The sequence below is a fragment of the Prauserella marina genome, assembly GCF_002240355.1.
Taxonomy (GTDB): domain Bacteria; phylum Actinomycetota; class Actinomycetes; order Mycobacteriales; family Pseudonocardiaceae; genus Prauserella_A; species Prauserella_A marina.
Genome location: NZ_CP016353.1, coordinates 2795741 through 2818466, shown reverse-complemented (window position 1 = coordinate 2818466; position 22726 = coordinate 2795741). Strand labels below are relative to the sequence as shown.

Below are 22726 nucleotides of genomic sequence, written 5' to 3'. Positions count from 1 at the left end.
AGAGACTCGTCAGCATGACCACACCCCGCGCACGGATCCTGTCGGCGCTGCACGCGAAACAGAACGCCGCGGAGAAGGACAAGATCACCCGGCGACTGCCGCCGGACAGCGGTCTCGACGCGATCGGCGTGCGCATGAAAGAGGTGTTCGACATCGCGAAGGACCAGACGAGCGTGGATCTCGCCCATGTCCCCGGCCTGGTGGCCAGTTCGTGGTATGAGCTCCGGATGGTCGGCGTGTCCATCCTGGACTTCAAGGCACGGGGGCGCAACGTCGGCGACGACGACCGGCGCCGTCTCTACGAGATGTACCTCGGCAACCACGAGTTCATCAACATCTGGGACCTCGTCGACAGGGCGGCCCCGCGAGTGGTCGGCTGGTATCTGCTGGACAAGTCCCGCCGACCGCTGTTCGATCTCGCGCGTTCCGAACGGGCGATCGAACGCCGGACGGCGATCACCGCGTCCTTCTGGCTCATCCGCCAGGGCGACCTCGACGACCCGCTCACCCTCGCCGAGCAGCTTCTGGACGATCCGTCGGAGCTTGTCACCAAACCGGTCGCGACCGCGCTCAGGGAAGCGGGGAAGATCGACCAAGGACGGCTGCTGGACTTCCTCGCCACTCACCGGGCCCGGATGAGCGGGCCCACCCTGCGCCTGGCCACGAACCTGCTCCCGGAGACCCCGAGCCCATTGCAAGGTCCACAGTAGACACTCTCACGGCGCGGTCGCGTGCTCGTGCTCGACGTTCGCCGGGCGACGGCGGTCGCCGGTCTCGGGCATCCACCACACGCCGACCAGACCCAGCATCGCCACGAGAGCGAGGTAGATCCCGGGCGCCGTGACCAGACCGGTCCCGCTGATGAGGGCCGCGGCGAGCAACGGCGCCGTTCCACCGAGCAGGGCGTATCCGAAGTTGTAGCCAAGGGAGGCCCCGCTGACTCGCAACCTGGTCGGGAACACCTCCAGCAGAGCGGTATAGCTGCCGCCGCCGAAAATCCCGAGCGACACCGCGACGAGCGCCTGCCCCGCGATGGCTCCTCCGACCGAACCGGACGAGGCGAGCAGGAAGGCCGGGACGGCGGACACCACCAGCAGCCCAGCTCCGATCCTGACCATGATCCGGCGCCCGTGACGGTCACCCGCGATTCCGGCAGCGCAGATCGCGGCGACGAACACGGCGAGCGCGATCCCGTTCGCGGTGAGCGCCTCCACCCGGCTCAGTCCGACGGTGACCTGAAGGAAAGTGGGAAAATAGCCCGCGAGGTAATAGAAAGCCAGCGCGCTCGTCGCGGAAAGAGCGAACGAGTACCAGACCGCGCCGCGATGCTGCCTGAGTACGTCACGAAGCGGTGTCCTGCTCAGTTCGTTCGCGGTCGCCGCCGATTCGAACTCAGGGCTCTCCTCCGTCCGCATGCGAATGTAGAGACCGACGAGGCTCAACGGCAGAGCCAGCAGGAACGGGATCCGCCATCCCCACGACTCGAACTGGGCGTCGGTCATCGACGCCGCGACGCCCAGTACGACCAGCAGACCTATCACCGACGCGACCGCGGACATCGCGATGACGATCGTGATCCACGATGCCCGCTTGCCAGGTGGAGCGTGTTCGAGGGCGAACGACGTGGCGCTGGTGACCTCTCCTCCGGCGGACAATCCCTGGAGCAAGCGCAACACCACGAGCAACAGCGGAGCGAGAAGCCCCACCTCACCGTAGGTGGGCAGCAGCCCGATCGCCGCGGTACTGACGCCGATGAGCGTCAGCACGATGGCCAGTACCTTGCGCCTGCCGACCCGGTCGCCGATACGGCCGAACACGATTCCGCCGAGTGGCCGGACGACGAAGGCGACCCCGTAGGTCGCGAGCGTGGCCAGCAAGGCGGCGCTCGAATCGCCGGAAGGGAAGAACGCGAAGGCGATGACCGGGACGGTCAGCGCGTAGATGGCGAAATCGTAGAACTCGACGAGCGTGCCGACGGCGGCGCCGACGAGGGGACGCCTTGTCTCACGGGCGGCGACGGCGGGCTGGGGTTTCCTTGTCATGGTGCGATCTCCAGCATCGTGCGCGGGTTGTCGACGGTCAGTGCGGCGACGTCGTCCTTGTCGAAGCCTCGCCGGAGCATCATCGGGACGACGTTGCGAAGCAGGTGCGCGTAGCCTTCCCCGCCGTAGCGCTGAAGATGGGACCGGAAGCAGATGTCTTGCGAGAGCAGGATCTGGTCGCGGTACCCGCGTTCGCAGAGTGCCCGGATGTGGCCGAGGCGGGTCGCGTCGTTGGGCATGTCGATGTCGGCATAGGGGTAGTAGCTGGATTCCTGGCCGAACAGATCGAATTCGAGATAGCAGCCGGTGTCGGCCAGCGCGAGCATGTCGTCCACAGTGAACAGTGTGCGGTCGATGTGACTCATCACGATCCTCGTCGACGTGGTCTCCTGCCGGACGCGAGCCATGGCGTCGGCGGGGGCTCGCGTGTCCCGTCCGGGATGGATCATCAACGCCGCCCCGGTGTCGAGGTGGGCGTCCACCGCGGCCCGCAGAACGGTGTCCTCGACGGGATCGACCGGCCAGTTCAGTCCGATCTCGCCGATCAGTCCCGCGCGGATCTCCGTCTCCTCCGCCCCGACGGTGACCTCCCGAATGATCTGCCCGGCGAGGTCCGCTCGCGAACGCGTGCCCAGTTCGTCAGGGTGGTAGTCGCGGTGGTACCAGCCGCTGCCCATGATGATGTGCACGCCGGTGCGCTCGGAGACCTCCACGAGGCCGAGGGGATTCCGGCCGAGCCCGATGCTGGTGGCGTCGACGATCACCGATCCGCCTGCCGTACGGTAGCGCTCCAGTTCCCAGACCGCGTCCTCGATGTCGTCGACCCTCATGTCGAACGCGCTGTGGTGGCGGCGGACCTCGTAGTAGTTCTCAAGATCGATGGGTTCCCCGGACAGCAGCGCGGTGCCTTGCCGCCGGTTCGTCCCGCCGATGTGGGAGAGCACGTGCTCGTGCGGCTGGATGTGCCCGGCTTCGCCGATGTCACCCCGGACTGTTCGCAGGCTCATCTTCGCGTCACTCCTTGGCTGGCTTCGGGTCATGGCCGGTTCTCTTCGGTAAGCACCGCGTCACGCAACGCCGCGCCGTGGACCGCGACGAACTCCTCGACAGTAGCCACCAGTTCGTCGCAGTCCTGGTCACTGATCGCGAGACTCAGCGACACCATCGCCCGCCGGGCCATCCAGTAGCCACGATCGAGCAAGTAGAAGAACAGCAGTTCTTTCGCGACAGGATTGGCGTTCGCCAGGTCGGCCGGTGTCGAAACAGGACCGGACACCGGATGGAAGGTCAGCAGCGATCCGCGGCCCGTCACCGTGAACGGGACACCGGCTTCGGCGAACACCGCCGACAAGCGCCCCCGCAAACGGTCGCCACGGGCGTTGAGTTCGTGCAACGCCGAGTCGGTGAGGACGTGTTCCAGCCCGGCCAGCCCCGCGGCCATGGTGAGGGCGTTGTTGTTGAACGTGCCCGCGTGCGCCCACCGGGCGCCCGTTCCGGCCGGGTCGAATCCGTTCATCACCTCGGCACGCCCTCCGAAAGCGCCGAAGGACAGGCCGCCGCCGAGGTATTTGCCCACGGTGCACAGATCCGGGCGCACGTCGAGCGCCCGCTGGAGCCCGCCTGGAGCGAGTCTTGAGGTCATGACCTCGTCGAAGATCAGCAGCGCGCCCGCGCGAGTCGCCTCCTCACGCAGCATCCGCAGGAATCCGGGGTCGCCGGGAATGGTGCCGCCGCTGCCGAGCATCGGTTCCACGAGTATCGCGGCGAGATCAGGCGCCTTGCCGGCGATCGCCGCCCGGGTCCCCTCGACGTCGTTGTAGTCGCACAGCAGAAACCGGTGCGGCACGTTGAGCGGGGCATTGTCGTTGCCGAAGGAAAGCACCCCGCCGTGGTAGCCGCCTCGGAACACCAGAATCGTGGAACGGCCGGTGTGTGCTCGCGCCGAGGCCACTGCCATGAGATTGGCCTCGGTGCCGGAATTGGTGAACCGGAGCAGTTCCATACCGGGAAACCGGCCGCGCAGCGCGGCCGCGAAACGCTCCTCGCGATCGGTCTGGGCGCCGAAGGACATTCCTTCGTCGATGGCGGCGTGCAGCGCCTTCGTCAGTACCGGATTCGAGTGTCCGTAAAGCCCCGCCGTGTAATCGCCGAGCAGGTCGAGATACCGGTCTCCATCCAGTGAATGAAGGTAGCCGTCCTCGGCCCGGTCGAACACGAGGGGAAATGGTTCGTAGAAAAGGGTGGTGCGGGTATTTCCTCCCGGCAGTGACCTTCGAGCCCGCTCGTGCCGCTCCGCGCTGCGGGGATTGGCCTCGGAATACGCCGCGCGCAATTCCCCGACGGCTTCGAGAAGGCCGGGGGCGCGCTGTTCTGTCCACTGCATCGGACGATTGTGCGCCGGTCAACTGACAACGACAAGCAACGTGTCTTGATGCGAAGTGTTCATATATGCTGAACGTTCGGCGAATGGTCTTGTTCCGCGCGATGACCGAGGGAGAGCGCTCCGATGACGTTGGACATTCGGCGGCTGCGCATGCTGTGCCAGCTCCGGGCACACGGGACCATGGCGGCGACCGCGCAGGCGATGAACTACTCCCCCGCGTCGATCTCCCAGCAACTGTCCCAACTGGAACGTGATGTCGGCAGCCCGCTGTTCGTGACCTCGGGCCGCGGTGTGCGGCTGACTCCGGCCGGGACGGTACTGGCGGCCAGGGCCGAGGAGATCATCCAGTCGCTCGACGAGGCCGAGCACGAAGTCCGCCGCCTCGGCACGACCCCGGTGGGCCGCCTCAAGCTCGCGATCTTCCAGTCGGCGGCGTTGTACGTTCTGCCGAAGGTGTACCGGGTGCTCCGGCGGGACTTCGGCGGCATCAGACTCGACGTGACACACCTCGAACCCAGGGTGGCCCTCGACGAACTGTCGCGGCGCGCCGTCGACATCGCCGTACTCGAAGAATATCCGGGTTCCCCGTTGCCGAAGCCTCGGTCGGTGAGCACCACGATCCTGACCATGGACCCGCTCTACCTGGCGGTCCCGGACGATGACCGAACTCCGGAAACGACGCCCGCGCACCTCGATTCAGGCGCGCGGTGGGCACTCGAACCGACAGGGACCGCCGCGCGGCGCTGGGCGGCGGCGACCTGCCGGACGGCGGGATTCGAACCGGACGTGCAGTTCGAATCCCACGACCTCATGCTTCACCAGTCCGCGGTCAGAGCCGGGCTGGCGCACAGCTTCCTGCCCGCCTTGGCGGTCAGCGACGCCGCGGGGCGAGCGGGGATCCGGCTCGAACCGCTGGCCGGCGATCCCGCGAGGTCCGTACTGCTCGCGAGTTCCACGTCGACGGCGAACGACCCCGTCGTCGCCGCCGTGAGCGAACTACTGCTCGCCGCCTTCGCCGAGGCGGCCTGATACCGCGATCAGGCGGCCGCGGCGGCCCTGATCGGAGCCGCGGTCTTGTCCCTGACCTCGGCTTCGGTGACTCCGGGGGCGAGTGACACCAGGTGCAGGCCGTCGGCCGTCACGTCGAGCACCGCGAGGTCGGTGATGACGCGGTCGACCACGCCCGCGCCGGTGAGCGGGAGATCGCAGTGTTCGACGATTTTCGGGGTGCCGTCCTTGGCGACGTGATCGGTGAGCACCACGATCCTGCGCGCGCCGACCACGAGGTCCATCGCGCCGCCCATGCCTTTGACCAGCGCGCCGGGAATGGTCCAGTTCGCCAGATCGCCGCCGCTACCGACCTGGAGCGCGCCGAGGATCGCTATGTCGATGTGCCCGCCGCGCATCATGCCGAACGAGGTGGCCGAATCGAAGAAGCTGGCTCCGGGGTTGACCGTGACGGTCTGTTTCCCCGCGTTGATCAGATCGGCGTCCTCCTCGCCCTCGAACGGGAACGGGCCGACGCCCAGAATGCCGTTCTCACTTTGCAACGTCACCTCGACACCGTCTGGCACGTGGTTGGCGACCAGGGTGGGGATACCGATCCCGAGGTTGACGTAGTCGCCGTCACGAAGCTCGGCGGCGGCGATCGCCGCCATCTCGTCGCGAGTCCAGGCCATGAGCTCCCCCTAGTTCGCCGGTGCGTCGGCGCGCGGGCGCACCGTGCGCTTTTCGATGTCCTTGTCCCGCTCGGTGGCCAGCACCAAGCGGTTCACGTAGATGCCGGGCGTCACGACGCGTTCCGGGTCGAGGTAGTCCTCGGTGAGGTGCTCGACCTCGACCACCGACGTGCGCGCGCAGGTCGCCACGACCGGGTTGAAGTTGCGTGCGCTCGCCCGGTACACCAGGTTCCCCGCTGGGTCGGCGGTGTGGGCGTGCACCAGCGCGACGTCGGCGACGATCCCCCGCTCCCGCACGTAGGTCTGTCCATCGAACTCGGCAAGCGGCTTGCCGTCGGCCACCGGAGTGCCCACCCCTGCGCGGGTGTAGAAGGCCGCGATCCCGGCCCCGCCCGCACGCAACCGCTCCGAGAGCGTGCCCTGCGGCGCGAACTCCACCGCCAGCGTCCCGTCGAGGTACTGCTGAGCGAACAGCTTGTTCTCCCCGACGTAGGACGCGATCACCGTGGCCACCTGCTTGTTCTCCAGCAGCAGCCCGAGCCCCTTGCCGTCGACACCCATGTTGTTCGACACCACGGTCAATCCGGTGACACCGCTGTCGCGCACGACCTCGATCAGATCACCCGGGATGCCGCACAGGCCGAATCCGCCGACGGCGAGCGTCATCCCGTCGGCGAGGACACCGGCCAGCGCCTCCTGCGCGTTCGAACGCAACTTCGACACCACATCACCTCTCGCACGTCCAATGTCCGGACGCCCGGAATTAAAGGGCGATCACGCGATGGCCCGCAACAACTCGACCCCAATGACGAGGAAACCGCTCACCTGCCGACCGGGGGCGACCATCGGCGTTCACTGAATGAACGCCTATGCTTGCGCTGTGACCGGCAGTCCCCACGCTCATCTCGTCGGCAGGGTCGGCGCCGTGCTTCGCGCGCTGTCCGCCCGCAACGAGGCGGGCGCGCTCACCAGCGACCTCGCCCGCGACACCGGCCTCCCCCGGCCGACCACGCACCGCCTGCTCAGCTCACTGGCGGAAGAAGGATTCGCCGACCGCGACCGCCGGACCGGCCGGTGGTTCCTCGGCCCCGAGCTCTACCTGCTCGGCAGGACGGCGGGAACCCGCTACGACGTGACCCACCACGCGCGGGCGAGCGTGCACCGGCTGGCCACCACCACCGGCGAGAGCGCATTCTTCTCCGCGCTCCGCGGTGAGGAAACCGTGTGCCTGCTGCGCGAGGACGGCGACTTCCCCATCCGCTCGTTCGTGCTCTACGAGGGCGCCCGCTTCCCGCTCGGCGTCGTGTCGGCGGGACTGGTCCTGCTCGCCTTTCAGGAGGACGCCGCCATCGACGCCTACCTCGACCGCGCCGACCTCACCAGCCGGTGGGGCAAGCCGCACTCCGCAGGCGAGATCCGCGCCCGCGTGGCGCGCACCCGCAACGACGGCTACGCCGTCAACCCCGGCCTCGTCGTCGAAGGAAGCTGGGGCATGGCAGCCGCCATCTTCGACGCCGACGGAAAACCGGCATGGGCGCTCACCCTCACCGGTATCGAAACCCGCTTCAAACCCGCGCGGCAACCCGAACTCGGCGCGCTTCTGCTCCACGAAGCCCATGCCCTCACCCGTCACCTCAGCGCCACGAAGGGTGAGCGGCCTGCTCGCCCGCGACCGGGTATTGATTGACTTGCACCGACCGGTGTCCGGATCGCCGTGACGGGAGGCTCCGATGGGTTCGTTCGACGTGCCGCTTGAGGACGAGCGCACACAACTCGACGCGTTCGTCGAGGAATACCGCGGCGCGATCGAGGCGACTCTCCACCGGCTCACCGAGGAACAGGCCCGCCGCCGCCTCGTTCCTTCGGCGACGACGTTGCTCGGGCTGCTCAAACACGTCACGTGGATGCAGCGGGTGTGGTTCGAGGAGTGCGTCGGCGGCACCTCCCGTACGGAACTCGGCCTGGTGGGCAGCCCCGGCGAATCCTTCCGGCTCTCCGAGGGCGACACCATCGCCTCGGTCACGGCGGCCCACCGGGACGCCTGTGCCACGGCGAGAGCGGCGGTCGCGAACTTGCCGCTGGAGACCGTCGTGACCGGCCACCGGGCCGGACCGCGCACGCTTCGCTGGGTATACCTACAGGTTCTGCGGGAGCTGGCACAGCACTGTGGACACGCCGACATCTTGCGAGAACAGATCCTCGCCGACTGAGCTCACCGGGGTGACCACGGTCTCGTTGCGGGAAGGGGAAGAAAGCGGGGAAGGCACCGTGCGGGCGGTTGGTCGTGGCTAGTCTGCTCACATGATGCCGAATCCGCACGGCCCGGCAGCGCCGGAACCACAAGCACACCCCGGGTCCTGGGCTGCCGCGCCACCACAGCGGATCGTCGGGCCGGACGGTAACGGCGTCAGGCGCAGCGAGGTGTTCCTGTTCCGCGCTCCGGCGGCGCGCCGATGGTGGGCCCGGATCTTCGACGGCCTCTTCGTGGCCGTGCTTGCCGCCATCCTCATCGGGACCGCGGCCGTACTCGACGACAAGGGACACCTCAGCACCAACGCGGGCATCATCGTGTTCCTCGGCGCCTACCCGGCCATGCTGTTGCTCTTCGGCGCGCTCTACGGCTGCACCCGCTCACCTGGCCAGGCGATGATGGGCGTGGTGTCGCTGCGTTCCTCCAGCGGGCGCAGGGTCGGCTTCTGGCGCGGGATGTTCCGCTACCTTGGTGTCGGCTTTTTCCCGGTCACCTTCGTGCTGCTGATCGTGGCGATTCTCGACATGCCGGTCCCTTACGACGAACCGGTTCGCGTGTACCGGCGCTGAGCGGCCGCCGACGCCCGGCTCAGGCTCGCCGCGCACTGTCGGCCGCGCGCAGCGGCGCGCCGAGCTGGTGGAGATGTTCGAGGACCTGGCGGTAGGAGCGTGCCAGGCTGGTTTGCACGTAGGGAATGCCGTGCTTGCGGCAGAAGCTCTCCACGATCGGCTGGGCGTGCCGCAGGTGTGGCCGCGGCATGCTGGGGAACAGGTGGTGCTCGATCTGATAGTTCAACCCGCCCAGCAGGAAGTCGGTGACTCTGCCGCCACGGACGTTGCGCGAGGTCAGCACCTGCCGTCGCAGGAAGTCTGGCGGACTTCCGGTCATGGTGGGCATGCCCTTGTGGTTCGGGGCGAAAGAGCATCCCATGTAGACGCCCCACAGCGCCTGGTGCACCACGACGAACACCACCGCGAGCCCCGGTGAGAGCACAAGGAACACCGCGACCAGATAGCCGGCGAGGTGCGCGGTGAGCAGAGCGCCTTCCAGCCGTCGCATCCTGGTTTCCCCTCGCCACACCGCCCGGATTCCGGAGACGTGCAGGTTGAGCCCTTCGAGGGTGAGCAGCGGGAAGAACAACACGGCCTGGTGTTTGGCCAGCCAGCGCGAAAATCCTTGTTTCATCCTGGCTTGGCGGCTGGTGAAGGCAAGAGCCGGAATGTCGAGGTCGGGGTCGTGCTCCTCGTGGTTGGGGTTGGCGTGGTGCCGGTTGTGCCCCGCGATCCACCACTGATAGCTCATGCCGATCAGCCCGCCGTGGGCGATGCCGATCGCGTTGTTGGGGCGCCGGGTGCGGAAGATCTGCTTGTGCCCCGCGTCGTGGCCGACGAAAGCCAACTGGGCGAACACCACGGCGAGCAACGCGGCGATCAGCAACTGCCACCACGTGTCGCCCAGGAACGCGAAGGCCACCCACGCGCCCGCGAACACGACGAGGTTCGCGATGATCTTCATGGCGTAATAGCCGTACCGGCGGCGCAAGAGCCCGGCGGCACGCACCTCGGCGAGCAGATGGGCGTAGGTGCCCTCGGTACTTTCGCCGACGGTCATCGATGCCGCCCCGACGGGGTGGCCGTCGCGGCGGAGAACCGGACCTGACGGGTCCGGTGCAGGTCGGCACGGAACGCCTCGGTGACGGCGGGCCGCGCGTCGGGGTGGCTGAACAGCACCGGCGAAACCAGTGGTGTGCCGGTTTGGGTATGTGTACTTGTACGGGACAAGGGAACTCCTGGGGTGGGTGACCAGCAGACGATCACGGTGCCCCTCGCGGGGCCGGTCACTGGTCGTCCTGGTGTCGAACAAGGCGAGGATGCTGCCCTCGAAGGCGAGTATCTGTCGGCTCGGCGCTTCGATGTGAGGCGCAACCACAGGTCGAACGGCGTCGAGGCTCCTCGTAACCAAGATCGGAAGCGCTGCGCGAACCTGCTGACAAACACGGTACGCGGTTGAGGTGTCCACCGCCAGCCCCGGGGTGGGCGCGTCGCCTCGCGGGACGATCCGCGAGGGACACCCGCTCCAGCCGCCGACGCTTATCGGCGACACCATCCAATGAGGACTTTAACGCGCCGTCGGCACAAGAAGGCCATTTCAACATCCACAAAGGACAATAAAGGACCACCAGCCCACGAGTTCGGCTTCCTGCGTACCCGGGAGGCGCGCGGAGCCACCCCCGGCAGCACGGCATCGGGCGCGAAGCCCGACCGTCCTCATCGGACCCGGGACGGCCCCCGGACCCGCAACGCGGAACCTGGCTTCTTCGTTCCGCTCGTCGCGCTCGCGACGTCGAGGACGACTGCCTCCGTAGGCCAGTTGGTGGAAACCGCGATGCACGGCAAGGGCGGGAACGCGCCGATGCTGGCTGAGTCGCCCGAGAACCACGTGACGGCGGAAACCCGGAAACAGGTCGCGACGGATATTCTGCCTTGTCTGACGCTCGCGCTTCCGGTGATGCTGCTGCTCCCGTTCGTCAGCTGGTTCTTCGGCGGCTTCTGAACCGGCGCCCGTCCGTCACCTGCTTCGCCGTGGATCGATGTCGGCCCACTCGCGTTCCCACTCCGCGAAACGCCGCCGGTCCAACGCCTTGCGCGTGAGCCAGAAACCGCCGGCGCACGCGATCACGATGCCGCTCCACAGGCTCAGCGTCACGGCGATGGCGTTCCACAACACCTCGCCCGAGGTCAGCGGAGCTCGCACGACGTCGCCGCGCGCGTCGATCCAGATCGGTACCGTGCTTCCCGCGCGCGAGCCCGCCTCCGCTTGGATCGTCCCGGTTCTTCGCGTGCCGTCGGAAAGCACCCACTCCGCTCGCACGCTGGTGACATTGTTGCTCGCACCGCCGTAGACCGGCGGCCTGACCGGCGGCGCGTTGTCGACGAGCACGGCCTCGACCTGATGTCGTTGGCGTGCCTGCGCGGTCACCGCCGGTGACTCGTCGGCGTAGGTCTCGGACCCGACGGCACTCGCGAATGGCAGCGCCGTCACCGAAACCAGAATCACCAGCATCAGCAACCAGCCCTCAAGCCGGTCCCAGCCACGGGCAAGAGGGGTGTCGCCGGGATGAATCCGGCGGAACAGCCGCTCCACTCCGGACGGCCGGGAAAAGGTACTCATGGCCATCGCCTCCCTCCGGACGGCCACATCCAGCATCAACCCCGCCGGGGATGGAGTGAAGGGCCGTTGGACTCACCGGGCGGAGCCGTTGTCCCCGCCGATGCCGAGAGCTGCTTGCTCGCGGGCTCGGCCGGTCCCCGGTGGAGCCCGCGCCTCCACCGATCGGTGGAGGCGCGGGCTCCACCGGTTCCGCTCCAGCACTGCCCGCACGGCCGGTTGGGCGGGCTCGCGTTCGATCGCATGCTTTTCGCATGGCAATCATCGAGGTCGACAACCTCGTCAAGCGCTACGGTGACCACCTCGCGTTGAACGGGGTCAGCTTCACCGTCGAGCAAGGCGAGATCTTCGGAATCCTCGGCCCCAACGGGGCCGGAAAGACCACCACCGTCGAGTGCATCGAAGGACTGCGGACCCCCGACGCCGGGACCGTTCAAGTCTGCGGCCTCGACCCGCAACGGGACACCACCGAGTTGCCGGAATCGCTCGGCGCGCAACTTCAGGAAAGCGAACTGCCCGAAAAACTCACGGTCGGCGAGGCGATGGAGTTGTACGCCTCGTTCTATCGCGCCCCCGTCGACTGGCGAGAGCTGATCGGCGTCCTGAACCTCACCGACAAGACCGGCACCCAGTTCCGGCGGCTGTCCGGTGGGCAGAAACAGCGGCTGTCGATCGCGCTCGCCCTCGTCGGAAACCCGAGGGTCGCCGTACTCGACGAACTCACCACCGGCCTCGACCCGCAGGCAAGGCGCGACACCTGGGACCTCATCGAGAGCATCCGTGACCGGGGCACGACGATCTTGATGGTCACGCACTTCATGGAGGAAGCCGAGCGGCTGTGCGACCGGATCGCCGTCATCGACTCGGGACGCGTCGTCGCGCTCGACACCCCCTCGGGCCTGATCTCCGCGGTCGACGAACGACAGCGAATCCGGTTCCGGCCCTCCGCGCCCCTCGACCACGCCGTGCTGACCGCGCTGCCCGAGGTCCACGCGGTCGAAAGGGCCGGTGTCCAGCTCGTGGTGACCGGCACCGGCAACCTGCTGCACGCGGTGACCTCGGTGCTCGCCAGGCACCACGTCGTCGCGGGCGACCTCCGGGTCGAGCAGACGTCACTCGACGACGCGTTCGTCGCACTCACCGGCCGTTCCATCAACTCCTGAGGAGACCACGTTGTCCGCTCTCTACCGACTCACCGCATCGGAAACCAGGCTGTTCTTCCGCGAGCCGATGAGTGTCTTCTTCGTACTGGCCATCCCGCCTGCCCTGCTCGTCATCCTCGGCCTCGTGCCCTCGTTCGGGGAGCCCATCGAGGACCTGGGTGGGCTGCGGATCATCGACCTGTACACGCCCATCGTCGTGGCGATGGGCATCACCCTGTTCGCCTTGACCTCCCTCCCCCAGCAATTCGCGACCTACCGGGAGAAAGGAATCCTCCGTCGCATGCGGACCACACCGGTCCGCCCGACGGCGATGCTCGGTGCCCAGCTGTTGCTGGCCAGTATCCTGTCCGTGGTCACGACGGTGGTCGTGCTGACCATCGCCAGGCTGGGATTCGACGTCGGTCTTCCGCAGCAGCCGCTGAGCTATCTGGTCGCGTACCTGCTCTCGGCGCTGGCGATGTTCGCGATCGGGCTACTGGTGGCTTCCCTGTCACCGACGGGCAAGACCGCGGGAGCGGTCGGGACGGTGCTGCTGTTTCCCAGCCTGTTCTTCGCGGGCCTGTGGATACCGCGTGACTCGATGAACGACGTGCTGCGGACGATCAGCGATCTCACCCCGCTGGGGGCCAGCGTGCAATCATTGCAGGACGCCGCCGCGGGTGACTGGCCGCAGTTGCTGCACATAGCCGTCATGCTGGGGTGGGTGATCGTCGCCGGCGGGCTGGCCGCTCGGTACTTCCGCTGGGAGTGAGTCGTGAGCGTGACCATGTCGCTCCGGGAGGAGACCGACCGCAGGCTGGTCGCCGTGTTCACCGTCCTGCCCTACGCGCTGCTCGCGGTCGGTACCACCCTCACGCTCATCCAGCAGACCACGACCGTGCCCATCCCGGCGGTACTCGGTCTCACGCTGGCGACCACCGCGTGGATGCTGTGCTTCGACACGCGCCCACGGTGGCAGGGCCGTCGCTCGCTGATGGGCCTCTACTACGCGGGGCTGGCGGTGTTGTCGGCGAGCCTGGTCGTGCTGGCTCCCTCGTACGGCATCTTCGCCTTCATCGGCTACGTGCACGCGTTCGAGCGGCTGCGCGGCGTCTTGCGGCAGGCCGGCGCGGTCGTCACCTCGATGATCATGGCAGTGTCCTATTTGGGCGGCATGCGGAACATCGCCGAGGGCGCGTGGTGGGAGTGGGCCGCCATCTCGCTGGTCTCCTCAGTGCTGTCGGTGTCCTGCTTCGCCCTCCTCGACCTCGTCGACCGGCGTGGTCGCGAGCAGGAGCGGGCCCTCACCGAATCACACGAGGCCAACGCCAGGCTCGAAGCGGCGCTTGAGGAAAACGCAGGGCTGCATGCCCAGCTACTCGTCCAGGCCCGCGAGGCGGGAGTACTGGACGAGCGCCAGCGCATGGCGAGGGAAATCCACGACACCCTGGCCCAGGGGCTCGCCGGGATACTCACCCAGCTTCAGGCCGTCGAGCTGCGACTGGACGAACCGTTGCGCAGGCACGTGACGAACGCGATGAACCTGGCGAGGGAAAGCCTCGCCGAAGCTCGCCGTACCGTCCATGCGGTGGAACCCGCGATGCTCGCCGAGGCACGGCTTCCGGAAGCCATCGGCGAGCTGGCGAGGAACTGGGCGCGGCTGCACGATGTCGAGACGGTGCTGACCACCGACGGCGACCCGCGACCGATGCACACCGACGTCGAGGTGGCGTTGTTGCGGGCGGCACAGGAGGCCCTGGCCAACGTCGCCAAGCACGCCGGCGCGAGCCGGGTCGGCCTGACGTTGTCATACCTGGAGGACAGAGTGGTGCTGGACGTGCGAGACGACGGGAGCGGTTTCGATCCCCGGGCCAAGCGGGCCAATGGCTCCGGGCCCGGCGGGTTCGGCCTCGTCGGCATGCGACAGCGGGTGCAGCGGCTGGCCGGCAGGCTCGACATCGAATCGGAACCGGGGGCCGGCACGGCGATTTCGGCGTCCGTGCCCGCGATCCCTGTCGGAGGTGAACGGTGATCTCCCTGCTGATCGTCGACGACCACCCCGTCGTGCGAGACGGGTTACGCGGCATGTTCAGCGACGACCCCCGTTTCGAGGTGGTCGGCGAGGCCGGTGACGGGGAGGAGGCCATCGCCGCGGGAGAGAAGCTGCGGCCCGATGTCGTGCTCATGGACCTGCGCATGCCCAAGGTCGACGGTGTCGCCGCGATCAAGGAACTGGCCGGCCGAGGGGTGACGGCCCGCGTGCTCGTGCTCACGACCTACGACACGGACAGTGACGTGCTGCGCGCCATCGAGGCCGGAGCCACCGGCTACGTGCTGAAAGAGATGCCGCGCGAGGAACTGTTCCGTGCGGTGGAGGCGGCGGCGCAGGGAAAGGCGACCCTGTCCCCCGCCGTCGCCACCCGGCTGATGGGCCAGATGCGCCAGCCCGCCGCCGCGCCGCTGTCGAAGCGCGAAACCGAAGTGCTGGAACTGATCGCGGGCGGCTCGACCAACCGCGAGGTCGCGAAACATCTGTTCATCAGTGAATCGACGGTCAAGACCTACCTGCTACAGGTCTACTCCAAGCTCGGCGTCAACGACAGGGCGGCGGCCGTGGCGACGGCATATTCGCGCGGTTACCTGACCCTGCCGTAAGCCCCGGCTCCCCGAATTCCACAGTGGACCACACCACCGCCGACCCGAGCACGGTCGCGTCGGCGGTGGTGTTCAGGTCAGAGGGTGCCGCTCGCCTTGGCGAGGACGTCGGCGAGCAGGTCGTAGTCGACGTCCTGACCCTCGGTGATGTCGGCTGCTTTGCGGTCGCCGTTGCCAAGGGATCTCAGCACTCCCTTCACGGGCTCGATGCCACCAGCCCCGAACACCATGAACGACACCTTGCCGCGCGCCACGCGGATCACGGCGGCGTGTTCGCCGTTCTTGAGGAAATGCGGCTTGCCGTATTGCAGGCGCTCCTCGGCACCGGTGATGGTCGCGTGGACCAGCTCGCGCAGCTTGCCGCAGACCTCGGCCTGCCAGGGAAGCGTCTTGTCGATGTAGTTCGTGACCTCGGTGTTCGTGGCGTTCATGGCGTACTCCTCAAAGTCGTCGGTGCGGGGAAAAACCGTTCAGGACGCGGCGGGCCGGTAGGTGAGGACGACGGCGCCGGTGCTGAACACCGTCGTGTCGAGCAGGTCGAGCGTCGTGGCGCTGCCCTCGCGGAACAGCGGCTCGCCCTTGCCTTTGATGACCGGGCAGACCCAGATGCGGTATTCGTCGAGAAGTCCGGCGGCGGCGAGCGTGTCGGTGAGGCGGCCGGTGCCCCAGATCAGAATGTCGGCGCCCTCCTGTTCCTTGAGCGCGGCGACCCTGGCGACGAGGTCGTCGCCGGGAATGACGACGCTGGGGTTCCATGCCGACGTGTCGACCGGCTGTGACGCGACGACGTACTTGGTGATGCCGTTGATGTGGTCCGCGTACGGGTTTCCGCCCATGTTCGGCCACGCCTGCGCCATGCCTTCGTAGGTGACCCTGCCGAGCAGCAGTGCGTCGGCGGCCGTGGTCATCGAGAAGGCATATGCCTGTGCTTGCTCGTCGGAGTACCGCAGCGACCATTCGTGCGGGTTGTCGATGAAACCGTCGAGGGTGGCATAGGTGGAGTTGACGATCTTACGCATGAGTTGCCTCCTGTCGGTCTGCCTGGCGGACCTCCCGCCAGATGGTGCTGTCGACGAAGTGGTTGTCGTAGCGCTCTTGGGTGTCGAGGACCTCGTCCGGCGCGGCGTCGCCATCGCGGATGCGGCCGAGAAGCCGGAAGTACCCGAACCGCTCGACGCCTGGGGTGAACGCGATCAGCAGGTCCGCACCGGATCCCGGCGCCGCGCCGAAGGCATGGACGGTGCCAGGTGGCACGAAAACCAGGTCACCTTCCCTCGCCGTGACGATCTCCTCGCCGACGAGTACGCGCAGTACGCCGCCGAGGATGAAGAACGTCTCCGCCGAGGTGCGGTGGTAGTGCGGCGCGGCCCCGTCCTGCCCTTCGCCCAGTGTCGTGCGGGTGGCGCTCAGTGCGCCTCCGGTCGCCGGGACGTCGGCGAGCAGGGAGATGGTGTTCGGCCCTGTTCCCAGGACCTCCGCTTCGTTCCGCCGCACCACCAGCGGCGGGACTTCCTGACTGGTGAGATGTGGTGTGCTCATGAACTTATAGTCACACAACTGATAGTTAGCTGCCAAACTATCAGTGGCTGAATAGTGTTGGCGTCGGATAGACACGGCATCGAATAGACTGCGGCGGTGAGTGACGAGAAGGCGCGGCACCCCGATGCCGCCGATGCCGCCGATGCCGTTGACGCCGTGGTCGGGGCTTGGCAGCGGGAACGTCCGGACCTGAACCTCGACGCCATCGGCGTCGCGGGCCGCCTCGGCAGGACGGGGCTGCTGCTGGCCCCCGCGCAGGAGGCGGTCTTCACCAGGTTCGGCCTCCAGAAAGGCGAGTTCGACGTCCTCGCGTCGCTCCGGCGCTCCGGCGACCCTTACACGCTGAGACCATCGCAACTCTCCGCGACACTGATGCTGACCCGCGCGGGCATGACCAACCGGCTGGACCGCCTTGAGGCGGCGGGGCTCGTGGAACGCACCCTCGACCCCGACGACCGGCGCAGCTTCAAGGTCCGGCTCACGGACAAGGGCTACACCACCGTCGACGAGGCGATGACCGCGCACACCGCCAACGTCACCCAGCTCCTGTCGGCGCTGGACGCCGACCAACTCGGCGCACTCGACGAACTCTTGCGAACCCTGTTGCGCGGGCTTGAGGCCCAGCCGGAGCAGTAGTGGCGAGCGGAAGCGAACGCTCGACGATCGACGCACCCGACCGGCTGGCGGAAGCGGCGCGCAATCCGCGCACCCCGCCGTGGCGCGAACCGTGGACGAGCCTGCCAGGAGTGGGGCGGTGGGCGGAACTGCCTGGGAGGGAACGGTTCTGGCGGGTCACCTACGTGGTCTCGCAGCTCGCGGTGCGAGCTCTGCTCGCGCTGGTGTCGCTCACCATCGCCGCCAACACGGGTGTGCTGAGTTCCGACGGCGTCGTGACGAAGCGCGGAAGCGCGCTGGCCACCCACTGCGAACGGGTCGGCCCGGTCAGCCCGTCAGGTCTGGGCTGGTACTGGGCGTGCGAGGCCGAGATCACCTGGTCCGACGGGGAGACGGCGCACGAAAGATTCCAGAACTCCGCGCTGACTCCGGAGAATCTGGCTCACCCCAAGCCCGTCGTGTATCAGAGTGTGCGCGACGCGGCGGACCAGATCGTGGTCGACGAACCACGGCCGTTCGTGGGACTGGGCTACTCGCTGTTCGTCGCCTCGGTTTTCGCGGCTCTGTACGGCGTGCGGATTCCCGGCGTGCCGCCGATGCCTGCCGACCGTCGCATCGAACGGCGCCGCAGGGTCCGGCTGCAATGGTGGCAACCGCTGGCGTTGCCGGTCGGCTGGGGCCTCGTGGTCGCGGGCGGGCTCGGCACGGTGTCCTCGGCGTCGGCGGGCGGTTCGGTCGTGGTGATCGTGCTCGGCTACCTCGCGCTCGTCGCAGGCTGGTTCGTATCGCAGGGCCGGAGGAAGCGGGGCGTCGCCGAACCGACGACACTGCCGCCGGAGCGAGTCCGGCGCTACGGAAAGGCGGGGCGCGGGCTGGTCGTCCTCGGCGCGGCGGTTGCGGCCGGGAGCGCGATGCCGAACCTGCCCGACTGGCCGAAGGTCGTCAGCGCCGTCGCGGTGCCGCTGGCCGTCCTCGCCGTGGGGTGGCGACTGACGGTGGTGGCGAACCGGCGATCAGCGGAGCAGGTTCGCGTGAGCCCGTACGACCGCTGAGCGGCTGGGACGGCCGAGCCGGGCGGCCAGCCAGAGGCTGGTTTCGATGAGCTTGGCAAGGTCGAGGCCGGTGTGGATGCCGAGGCCGTCGAGTTGCCAGAGCAGGTCTTCGGTGGCGAGGTTGCCGGTGGCGCTCTTCGCGTAGGGGCAGCCGCCGAGACCTCCGGCCGATGTGTCCACTGTGGTCACTCCGTGCTGGAGCGCGGCGAAGGTGTTGGCGAGTCCTTGGCCGTAGGTGTCGTGGAAGTGCACGGCGATCGAGCCGAGCGGAACACCGGCGCCGGTGAGGGCGGCCAGCAGCGCGACGACGCGGCCGGGAGTGGCGACGCCGATGGTGTCGCCGAGGCTCAGTTCGGTGCAGCCCAAGGAGATCAGCGCGGTCGCGACGTCGACGACCGTCGCCTCGGGTACCGCGCCTTCCCACGGGTCACCCCAGCACATCGACAGATAGCCGCGGACCGGCAGGCCCGCTTCGCGGGCCGCCGCGATCACCGGCGCGAACATCTCCAGCGACTCGGCGACCGTGCGGTTGAGGTTGGCCTTGGCGAAGCTCTCGGTGACCGGGGCGAACACGGCGATGTCGGTGACGCCCGCTTCGAGTGCCCGCCGCAGCCCCCGCTGGTTGGGCACGAGCACGGGATACCGGACGCCGGGCCTGCGGTCGAGGCGGCGGAGCACCTCGTCGGCGTCGGCGAGCTGGGGCACCCACGCGGGGTGGACCATGCTCGTCGTCTCGATGACGGCGTGCCCGGCGTCGGCGAGCCGTTCGATGAATTCGAGCTTCACGTCGGCCGGTACCGGCTCCGGCTCGTTCTGGAGCCCGTCCCGGGGACCGACCTCGCAGATGGTGACGGCGCCAGGAAGACCGGGCAGTCCCGAGCTCATCGTCCTTGCCTGAGTTCGGCAAGAATCCGCTCGGCGTGGTCGGCGCGGACCGCCTTGTCCGCGATCAGCCTCGCGGCGACGGCGGGCACCTCCCGAGGTGTCGCGCCGACGGTCGAGGCGATGTTGCGGGCGTGCAAGGACATGTGGCCACGCTGGATTCCTTCGGTGGCCAGCGCGCGGACGGCGGCGAAGTTCTGCGCGAGACCGACGGCGGTGATGATCTCCGCGAGTTCGGCGGCGGTGCCGACGCCGAGCAAGGTGATCGCGGCCCGCGCCGCCGGGTGGATCTTGGTGGCGCCGCCGACGAGACCGACGGGCATGGGCACTTCGATGCTCGCGGCGACGTTGCCGTCGGCGTCCTTTTCGAAGCGGGACAACGAGGTGTAGAGCCCGGCGGCGGAAACGGCGTGGGAGTGGGCGCCCGCTTCGACGGCGCGGGTGTCGTTGCCGGTGGCAAGCACGACCGCGCTGATCCCGTTCATGATGCCTTTGTTGTGGGTGGCCGCCCGGTAGGGGTCGGCCTCGGCGAGGGCCGCCGCGTGAATGATGTCGTCGACGACCCCAGCGCCGCCGAGCGCTTCCGCGTCGAACACCGCGCGAGCGCGGGAGAGCCGGAGATCGGCCTTGTTGGTGAGGATCCGCAGCAGACTGTTCCCGCCCGCGATCTCGGCCGCCCTTTCCGCGATGGCCTCCGCCATGGTGTTGACCGCGTTGGCTCCCATGGCGTCGCGCACGTCGACCTGCAAGTGAGCGACCACGTAGGTACCGGCGCGGGAACGGACGACCCTCACCGCGATGTCGCGGACTCCGCCGCCGAACTCGACGAGCTTCGGATCCTGGGCATCGGCGAGCGCGATCAGCTCGTCCCGCGCCTCAAGCAGCCGTACTCGCCCCGCCTCCGGATCGGCGACACCGACGATCTGGACCTGGGCCTGCATGACGGTCGCGGTCGATGACGTGCTGAACCCGCCCCTGATCCGCGCGATCTTGGCGGCGTTGCTCGCCGCGGCAACGACGGAGGCTTCCTCGGTCGCCATCGGCACCAGCACATCGGCGCCGTTGACGACGAAGTTGGTCGCGATTCCCAGCGGCACACCGAGAATCCCGGCGACGTTCTCGATCATGTGGTCGGCGAGCTCGATGCCGAGGCCGTTGGCGGGATCGAAGGCGGCGATCGACGCGGACGTGACCCCGGCGGCTTCGGCGACGGCCTCGCGCCGGGCCTCCACCGAAAGATCCCGGAGACCCTGAATACGACTCGTGCGCGGCATGGCGCCCCTCCCACCTCGGTGTGGCTGCGGTACGGGGAAGGAGGTTAGTTCGCCACGCATCGACCGGGAATGGACCGATCATCCACTGCCGATGAGGTAGCTATGGATTTTTGGTCAGGTTGGCGAGGCGGACCGCGACGGTGATCCGGAAGAGCCGGTCGGGCTCCTGCCAGTTCTCGCCGAGCAGTTCCGTCGCGCGTTCCATGCGCTGGAGCACGGTGTTCTTGTGCAGATGAAGGGCGCGGGCGGTGGCGACGGGACTCATCCGGTTGCCGAGGTAGGCGGAAAGGGTGGGCAGGAGTGTGCCCGCGTGTTCGGCGTCCCAGTCGAGGACGGGCCCGATGACCCGCCGCACATAGGACCGCACGCGTGCCTCCCCCGGGCCGAACAGGGCGGTGTAGGGCAGGTAGTCGTCGGCGGTGACGGCGGTGTCGCTCAGCCCGAGTGACGGCAGGATCCGCACGCAGGCCGAGGCGGCGCCGGCCTGGGCGCGCAGGTCGTCGGTGGCACCGTCGGCGCCGGTCACGCTCGCGCCGACGGCCAGCACCGGCCCCCGTACGGCGCGGCTCACCATGGCGTGCGCGAACGCGCTCGCGGCGGCCGGATCGGCGTGACCGGTGAGCGCGACGACGTGACCGGTGTGCTCACCGACCGGCCCGGCAGTGCGTTGCAGGGCGCGAACGGCCTCGCGGCGCAGTTCGGCAGGTACCGACACCACGACGACGGACCGCAGCTCGTCGAGCCTGATCCCCCTCGCCCTGGCGCGAGTGGCGATGCCCGCACGGCGGCCGGGGTCGTCGGAGAGCATGTCGGCCAGCAGGTCACCCCGGACCCGCTGCTCGGCCTCGATCACGGCGTCCTGCTTGAGGTTGAGCAGCGCGGTGATCTGGGCGGCACGTTCGGCGGTGCGCAGTTCGACCGGCCCGAACTCGACGTCGCCTTCCTCAAGCAGGAACGCGCCAAGCAAGGCGGGCCCGGCCAGCACGGCGACGGCGTAGGCACCGTCACCGGCTGGCGTGCACCGTCCACTGTGGCGGCTGCGGTCGACCGCGTCGGCGAAGGGACCTTCGAGGCTTTCGGGGTCGAGAAGCTCGACGTGGCAGCGCAAGGCGCGACCGAGCGCGGTCGCGACGTCGGGTGCTTCGCCGCCCTGAAGCACCAGGCTGGTCAGGTCACCGTGCACCTCGCTGGCCCTTTCCATCGCCTCGACGTGGCGGGCGAGCTGGTCGTAGGCGCGGCGGGCCTCGTCGGCGGAGTCCTGAGTGCGGGCGAGCAGACGCGCGGTCTGCAAGACGATGGCAGCGTGGTCGGCGAAGGCCGACAGCAGGGAAATCTCCTCCGGCGAGAACGCGTGCTCGACCCGGTTGGCCGCGAACAGCACACCGATCACCTCCTCGCCGGCCATCAGCGGGACGCCGAGCAGGGACACCAGTCCTTCGGCCGCGACGGCGGCGTCGATCGCGGAGTCGTGCGGCGCCTGCGTCATCGCGGCGTACTTGGACGTCCAGCACGGGCGGCGCCCTTCGACCACTTGGCTGGCCAGGCCGACTCCTGGCGGCACCAGCAAGCCCAGAAACGATGGCGCGACCGTGCCGAGCGTGGTGCGGACGCGGAGTTCGCGGCTATCGGCGTCGAACTCGGAAAGGTAGGTGACATCGGTGCCGACAAGGTCGTGTGCTCGCTCGACGAGCCTGCCGAGCAATTCGTCGACGTCGCGCAGCTGCGCGAGCTCCCGCGCCGACGAGAACAGCGCCGCGAGCTCCTGGCCACGACGCCGCCAGCGCTCCGAGGTGGCGCGCAGCCTGCGGGTCTCGTAACGAATGCGCGCGGCGTCCTCTTCGGCAAGGCTCACGCCGCCGAGCAGGCCGTCCACATCGGCCTCCCGCTCGGCCGAAGCCGACCGCAGCAGTCCGACGACGACGTCGACGGGGAGCGTGTCCGCCACGAGCCCTCCTCGATCCCTGATGCCGAGATGCTGATGTGCCGATCGTCCAGGATTTTCCGGCAATCCTGGGCAAATGATACATAGCCCGCGCGCTCGGCC

At 68.3% G+C, this 22726-nt stretch carries 26 protein-coding genes; 12 read left to right on the top strand and 14 right to left on the bottom strand.

Going from position 1 to position 22726, the window contains the following annotated elements; translation table 11 throughout:
• Positions 1-14: 14 nt before the first annotated feature.
• Entirely contained in the window at positions 15-710 is a 696-nt protein-coding gene (locus BAY61_RS13175) for a DNA alkylation repair protein (RefSeq protein WP_091797625.1), read from the top strand.
• A 6-nt stretch (positions 711-716) separates the two neighbouring features.
• Here BAY61_RS13175 and BAY61_RS13170 read toward each other — a convergent pair whose 3' ends face one another.
• Genes BAY61_RS13170 through BAY61_RS13160 form a run of 3 tightly spaced genes read right to left on the bottom strand, consistent with a single transcriptional unit; the run spans position 717 to position 4425 of the window.
• On the bottom strand, positions 717-2042 hold the full coding sequence (locus BAY61_RS13170) for an MFS transporter (RefSeq protein ID WP_091797622.1): 1326 nt from the start codon (positions 2040-2042) through the stop codon (positions 717-719).
• A complete protein-coding gene (locus tag BAY61_RS13165; protein WP_170140013.1) occupies positions 2039-3049 on the bottom strand; it encodes a phosphotriesterase family protein in 1011 nt (336 codons plus the stop codon). The genes BAY61_RS13170 and BAY61_RS13165 overlap by 4 nt, the downstream gene beginning before the upstream one ends.
• 29 nt (positions 3050-3078) lie before the next feature.
• Positions 3079-4425, bottom strand: coding sequence for an aspartate aminotransferase family protein (locus BAY61_RS13160; RefSeq protein ID WP_091797616.1), 1347 nt, complete (start codon positions 4423-4425; stop codon positions 3079-3081).
• 123 nt (positions 4426-4548) lie between these two features.
• Here BAY61_RS13160 and BAY61_RS13155 point away from each other — a divergent pair, with 123 nt between their 5' ends.
• Positions 4549-5454, top strand: a complete 906-nt coding sequence (locus tag BAY61_RS13155) for a LysR family transcriptional regulator (RefSeq protein WP_091797612.1) — start codon at positions 4549-4551, stop codon at positions 5452-5454.
• An 8-nt stretch (positions 5455-5462) separates the two neighbouring features.
• On the opposite strand, the gene BAY61_RS13150 is transcribed toward BAY61_RS13155, so the two are convergent.
• Both BAY61_RS13150 and BAY61_RS13145 read right to left on the bottom strand, forming a co-directional pair.
• On the bottom strand, positions 5463-6104 hold the full coding sequence (locus BAY61_RS13150; protein WP_091797609.1) for a 3-oxoacid CoA-transferase subunit B: 642 nt from the start codon (positions 6102-6104) through the stop codon (positions 5463-5465).
• Between the two features lie 9 nt (positions 6105-6113).
• Positions 6114-6830 carry a CoA transferase subunit A gene (locus BAY61_RS13145; RefSeq protein WP_091797607.1) on the bottom strand — a complete coding sequence of 239 codons (717 nt, stop codon included), beginning with the start codon at positions 6828-6830 and terminating at the stop codon, positions 6114-6116.
• Positions 6831-6984: 154 nt separating this feature from the next.
• Between BAY61_RS13145 and BAY61_RS13140 the strand changes: the two genes are divergently transcribed.
• The 3 genes from BAY61_RS13140 (at position 6985) to BAY61_RS13130 (ending at position 8924) form a co-directional block, all read left to right on the top strand.
• On the top strand, positions 6985-7791 hold the full coding sequence (locus BAY61_RS13140) for an IclR family transcriptional regulator (protein ID WP_245866061.1): 807 nt from the start codon (positions 6985-6987) through the stop codon (positions 7789-7791).
• 43 nt (positions 7792-7834) lie between these two features.
• A complete protein-coding gene (locus BAY61_RS13135; protein ID WP_091797602.1) occupies positions 7835-8314 on the top strand; it encodes a DinB family protein in 480 nt (159 codons plus the stop codon).
• Between the two features lie 91 nt (positions 8315-8405).
• Positions 8406-8924 (top strand): RDD family protein, encoded by a 519-nt coding sequence (locus BAY61_RS13130; protein ID WP_091797599.1) that lies wholly within the window; start codon positions 8406-8408, stop codon positions 8922-8924.
• A gap of 19 nt (positions 8925-8943) precedes the next feature.
• Here the strand turns inward: BAY61_RS13130 and BAY61_RS13125 are convergent, their stop codons facing one another.
• The gene (locus BAY61_RS13125; RefSeq protein WP_091797596.1) at positions 8944-9966 is read right to left on the bottom strand and encodes a fatty acid desaturase family protein; all 1023 of its coding nucleotides are present in this window, start codon (positions 9964-9966) and stop codon (positions 8944-8946) included.
• Positions 9963-10136, bottom strand: coding sequence for a hypothetical protein (locus BAY61_RS32865; protein WP_170140014.1), 174 nt, complete (start codon positions 10134-10136; stop codon positions 9963-9965). Before BAY61_RS32865 ends, BAY61_RS13125 begins: the two co-directional genes overlap by 4 nt.
• 604 nt (positions 10137-10740) lie before the next feature.
• Between BAY61_RS32865 and BAY61_RS13120 the strand changes: the two genes are divergently transcribed.
• On the top strand, positions 10741-10908 hold the full coding sequence (locus BAY61_RS13120) for a hypothetical protein (RefSeq protein WP_170140015.1): 168 nt from the start codon (positions 10741-10743) through the stop codon (positions 10906-10908).
• A gap of 15 nt (positions 10909-10923) precedes the next feature.
• On the opposite strand, the gene BAY61_RS13115 is transcribed toward BAY61_RS13120, so the two are convergent.
• Positions 10924-11526, bottom strand: coding sequence for an Rv1733c family protein (locus BAY61_RS13115; protein WP_143021322.1), 603 nt, complete (start codon positions 11524-11526; stop codon positions 10924-10926).
• A 251-nt stretch (positions 11527-11777) separates the two neighbouring features.
• Here BAY61_RS13115 and BAY61_RS13110 point away from each other — a divergent pair, with 251 nt between their 5' ends.
• The 4 genes from BAY61_RS13110 to BAY61_RS13095 are packed head-to-tail and all read left to right on the top strand — an operon-like array spanning position 11778 to position 15320.
• A complete protein-coding gene (locus BAY61_RS13110; protein WP_091797588.1) occupies positions 11778-12686 on the top strand; it encodes an ABC transporter ATP-binding protein in 909 nt (302 codons plus the stop codon).
• Between the two features lie 10 nt (positions 12687-12696).
• Positions 12697-13437 (top strand): ABC transporter permease, encoded by a 741-nt coding sequence (locus BAY61_RS13105; RefSeq protein ID WP_091797585.1) that lies wholly within the window; start codon positions 12697-12699, stop codon positions 13435-13437.
• A gap of 3 nt (positions 13438-13440) precedes the next feature.
• Positions 13441-14697, top strand: a complete 1257-nt coding sequence (locus BAY61_RS13100) for a sensor histidine kinase (protein WP_338061447.1) — start codon at positions 13441-13443, stop codon at positions 14695-14697.
• Positions 14694-15320 (top strand): response regulator, encoded by a 627-nt coding sequence (locus BAY61_RS13095; RefSeq protein ID WP_091797580.1) that lies wholly within the window; start codon positions 14694-14696, stop codon positions 15318-15320. Before BAY61_RS13100 ends, BAY61_RS13095 begins: the two co-directional genes overlap by 4 nt.
• A 77-nt stretch (positions 15321-15397) precedes the next feature.
• Here BAY61_RS13095 and BAY61_RS13090 read toward each other — a convergent pair whose 3' ends face one another.
• The 3 genes from BAY61_RS13090 to BAY61_RS13080 are packed head-to-tail and all read right to left on the bottom strand — an operon-like array spanning position 15398 to position 16859.
• Positions 15398-15751, bottom strand: a complete 354-nt coding sequence (locus BAY61_RS13090) for a DUF1801 domain-containing protein (RefSeq protein ID WP_091797578.1) — start codon at positions 15749-15751, stop codon at positions 15398-15400.
• A 39-nt stretch (positions 15752-15790) separates the two neighbouring features.
• A complete protein-coding gene (locus BAY61_RS13085) occupies positions 15791-16339 on the bottom strand; it encodes a dihydrofolate reductase family protein (protein ID WP_091797559.1) in 549 nt (182 codons plus the stop codon).
• Positions 16332-16859 carry a cupin domain-containing protein gene (locus BAY61_RS13080; RefSeq protein WP_091797556.1) on the bottom strand — a complete coding sequence of 176 codons (528 nt, stop codon included), beginning with the start codon at positions 16857-16859 and terminating at the stop codon, positions 16332-16334. Before BAY61_RS13080 ends, BAY61_RS13085 begins: the two co-directional genes overlap by 8 nt.
• 96 nt (positions 16860-16955) lie before the next feature.
• Between BAY61_RS13080 and BAY61_RS13075 the strand changes: the two genes are divergently transcribed.
• Both BAY61_RS13075 and BAY61_RS13070 read left to right on the top strand, forming a co-directional pair.
• The gene (locus BAY61_RS13075; protein ID WP_091797553.1) at positions 16956-17495 is read left to right on the top strand and encodes a MarR family winged helix-turn-helix transcriptional regulator; all 540 of its coding nucleotides are present in this window, start codon (positions 16956-16958) and stop codon (positions 17493-17495) included.
• Entirely contained in the window at positions 17495-18526 is a 1032-nt protein-coding gene (locus BAY61_RS13070) for a DUF6346 domain-containing protein (RefSeq protein ID WP_091797550.1), read from the top strand. The genes BAY61_RS13075 and BAY61_RS13070 overlap by 1 nt, the downstream gene beginning before the upstream one ends.
• Here the strand turns inward: BAY61_RS13070 and BAY61_RS13065 are convergent.
• The 3 genes from BAY61_RS13065 to BAY61_RS13055 form a co-directional block, all read right to left on the bottom strand.
• Positions 18488-19411, bottom strand: a complete 924-nt coding sequence (locus BAY61_RS13065) for a hydroxymethylglutaryl-CoA lyase (RefSeq protein WP_091797547.1) — start codon at positions 19409-19411, stop codon at positions 18488-18490. The two genes, BAY61_RS13070 and BAY61_RS13065, sit on opposite strands and share 39 nt — an antisense overlap.
• A complete protein-coding gene (locus BAY61_RS13060; RefSeq protein ID WP_091797544.1) occupies positions 19408-20682 on the bottom strand; it encodes a hydroxymethylglutaryl-CoA reductase, degradative in 1275 nt (424 codons plus the stop codon). Before BAY61_RS13060 ends, BAY61_RS13065 begins: the two co-directional genes overlap by 4 nt.
• Before the next feature lie 100 nt (positions 20683-20782).
• Positions 20783-22627 carry a helix-turn-helix domain-containing protein gene (locus BAY61_RS13055; RefSeq protein ID WP_091797541.1) on the bottom strand — a complete coding sequence of 615 codons (1845 nt, stop codon included), beginning with the start codon at positions 22625-22627 and terminating at the stop codon, positions 20783-20785.
• Positions 22628-22726 lie beyond the last annotated feature (99 nt).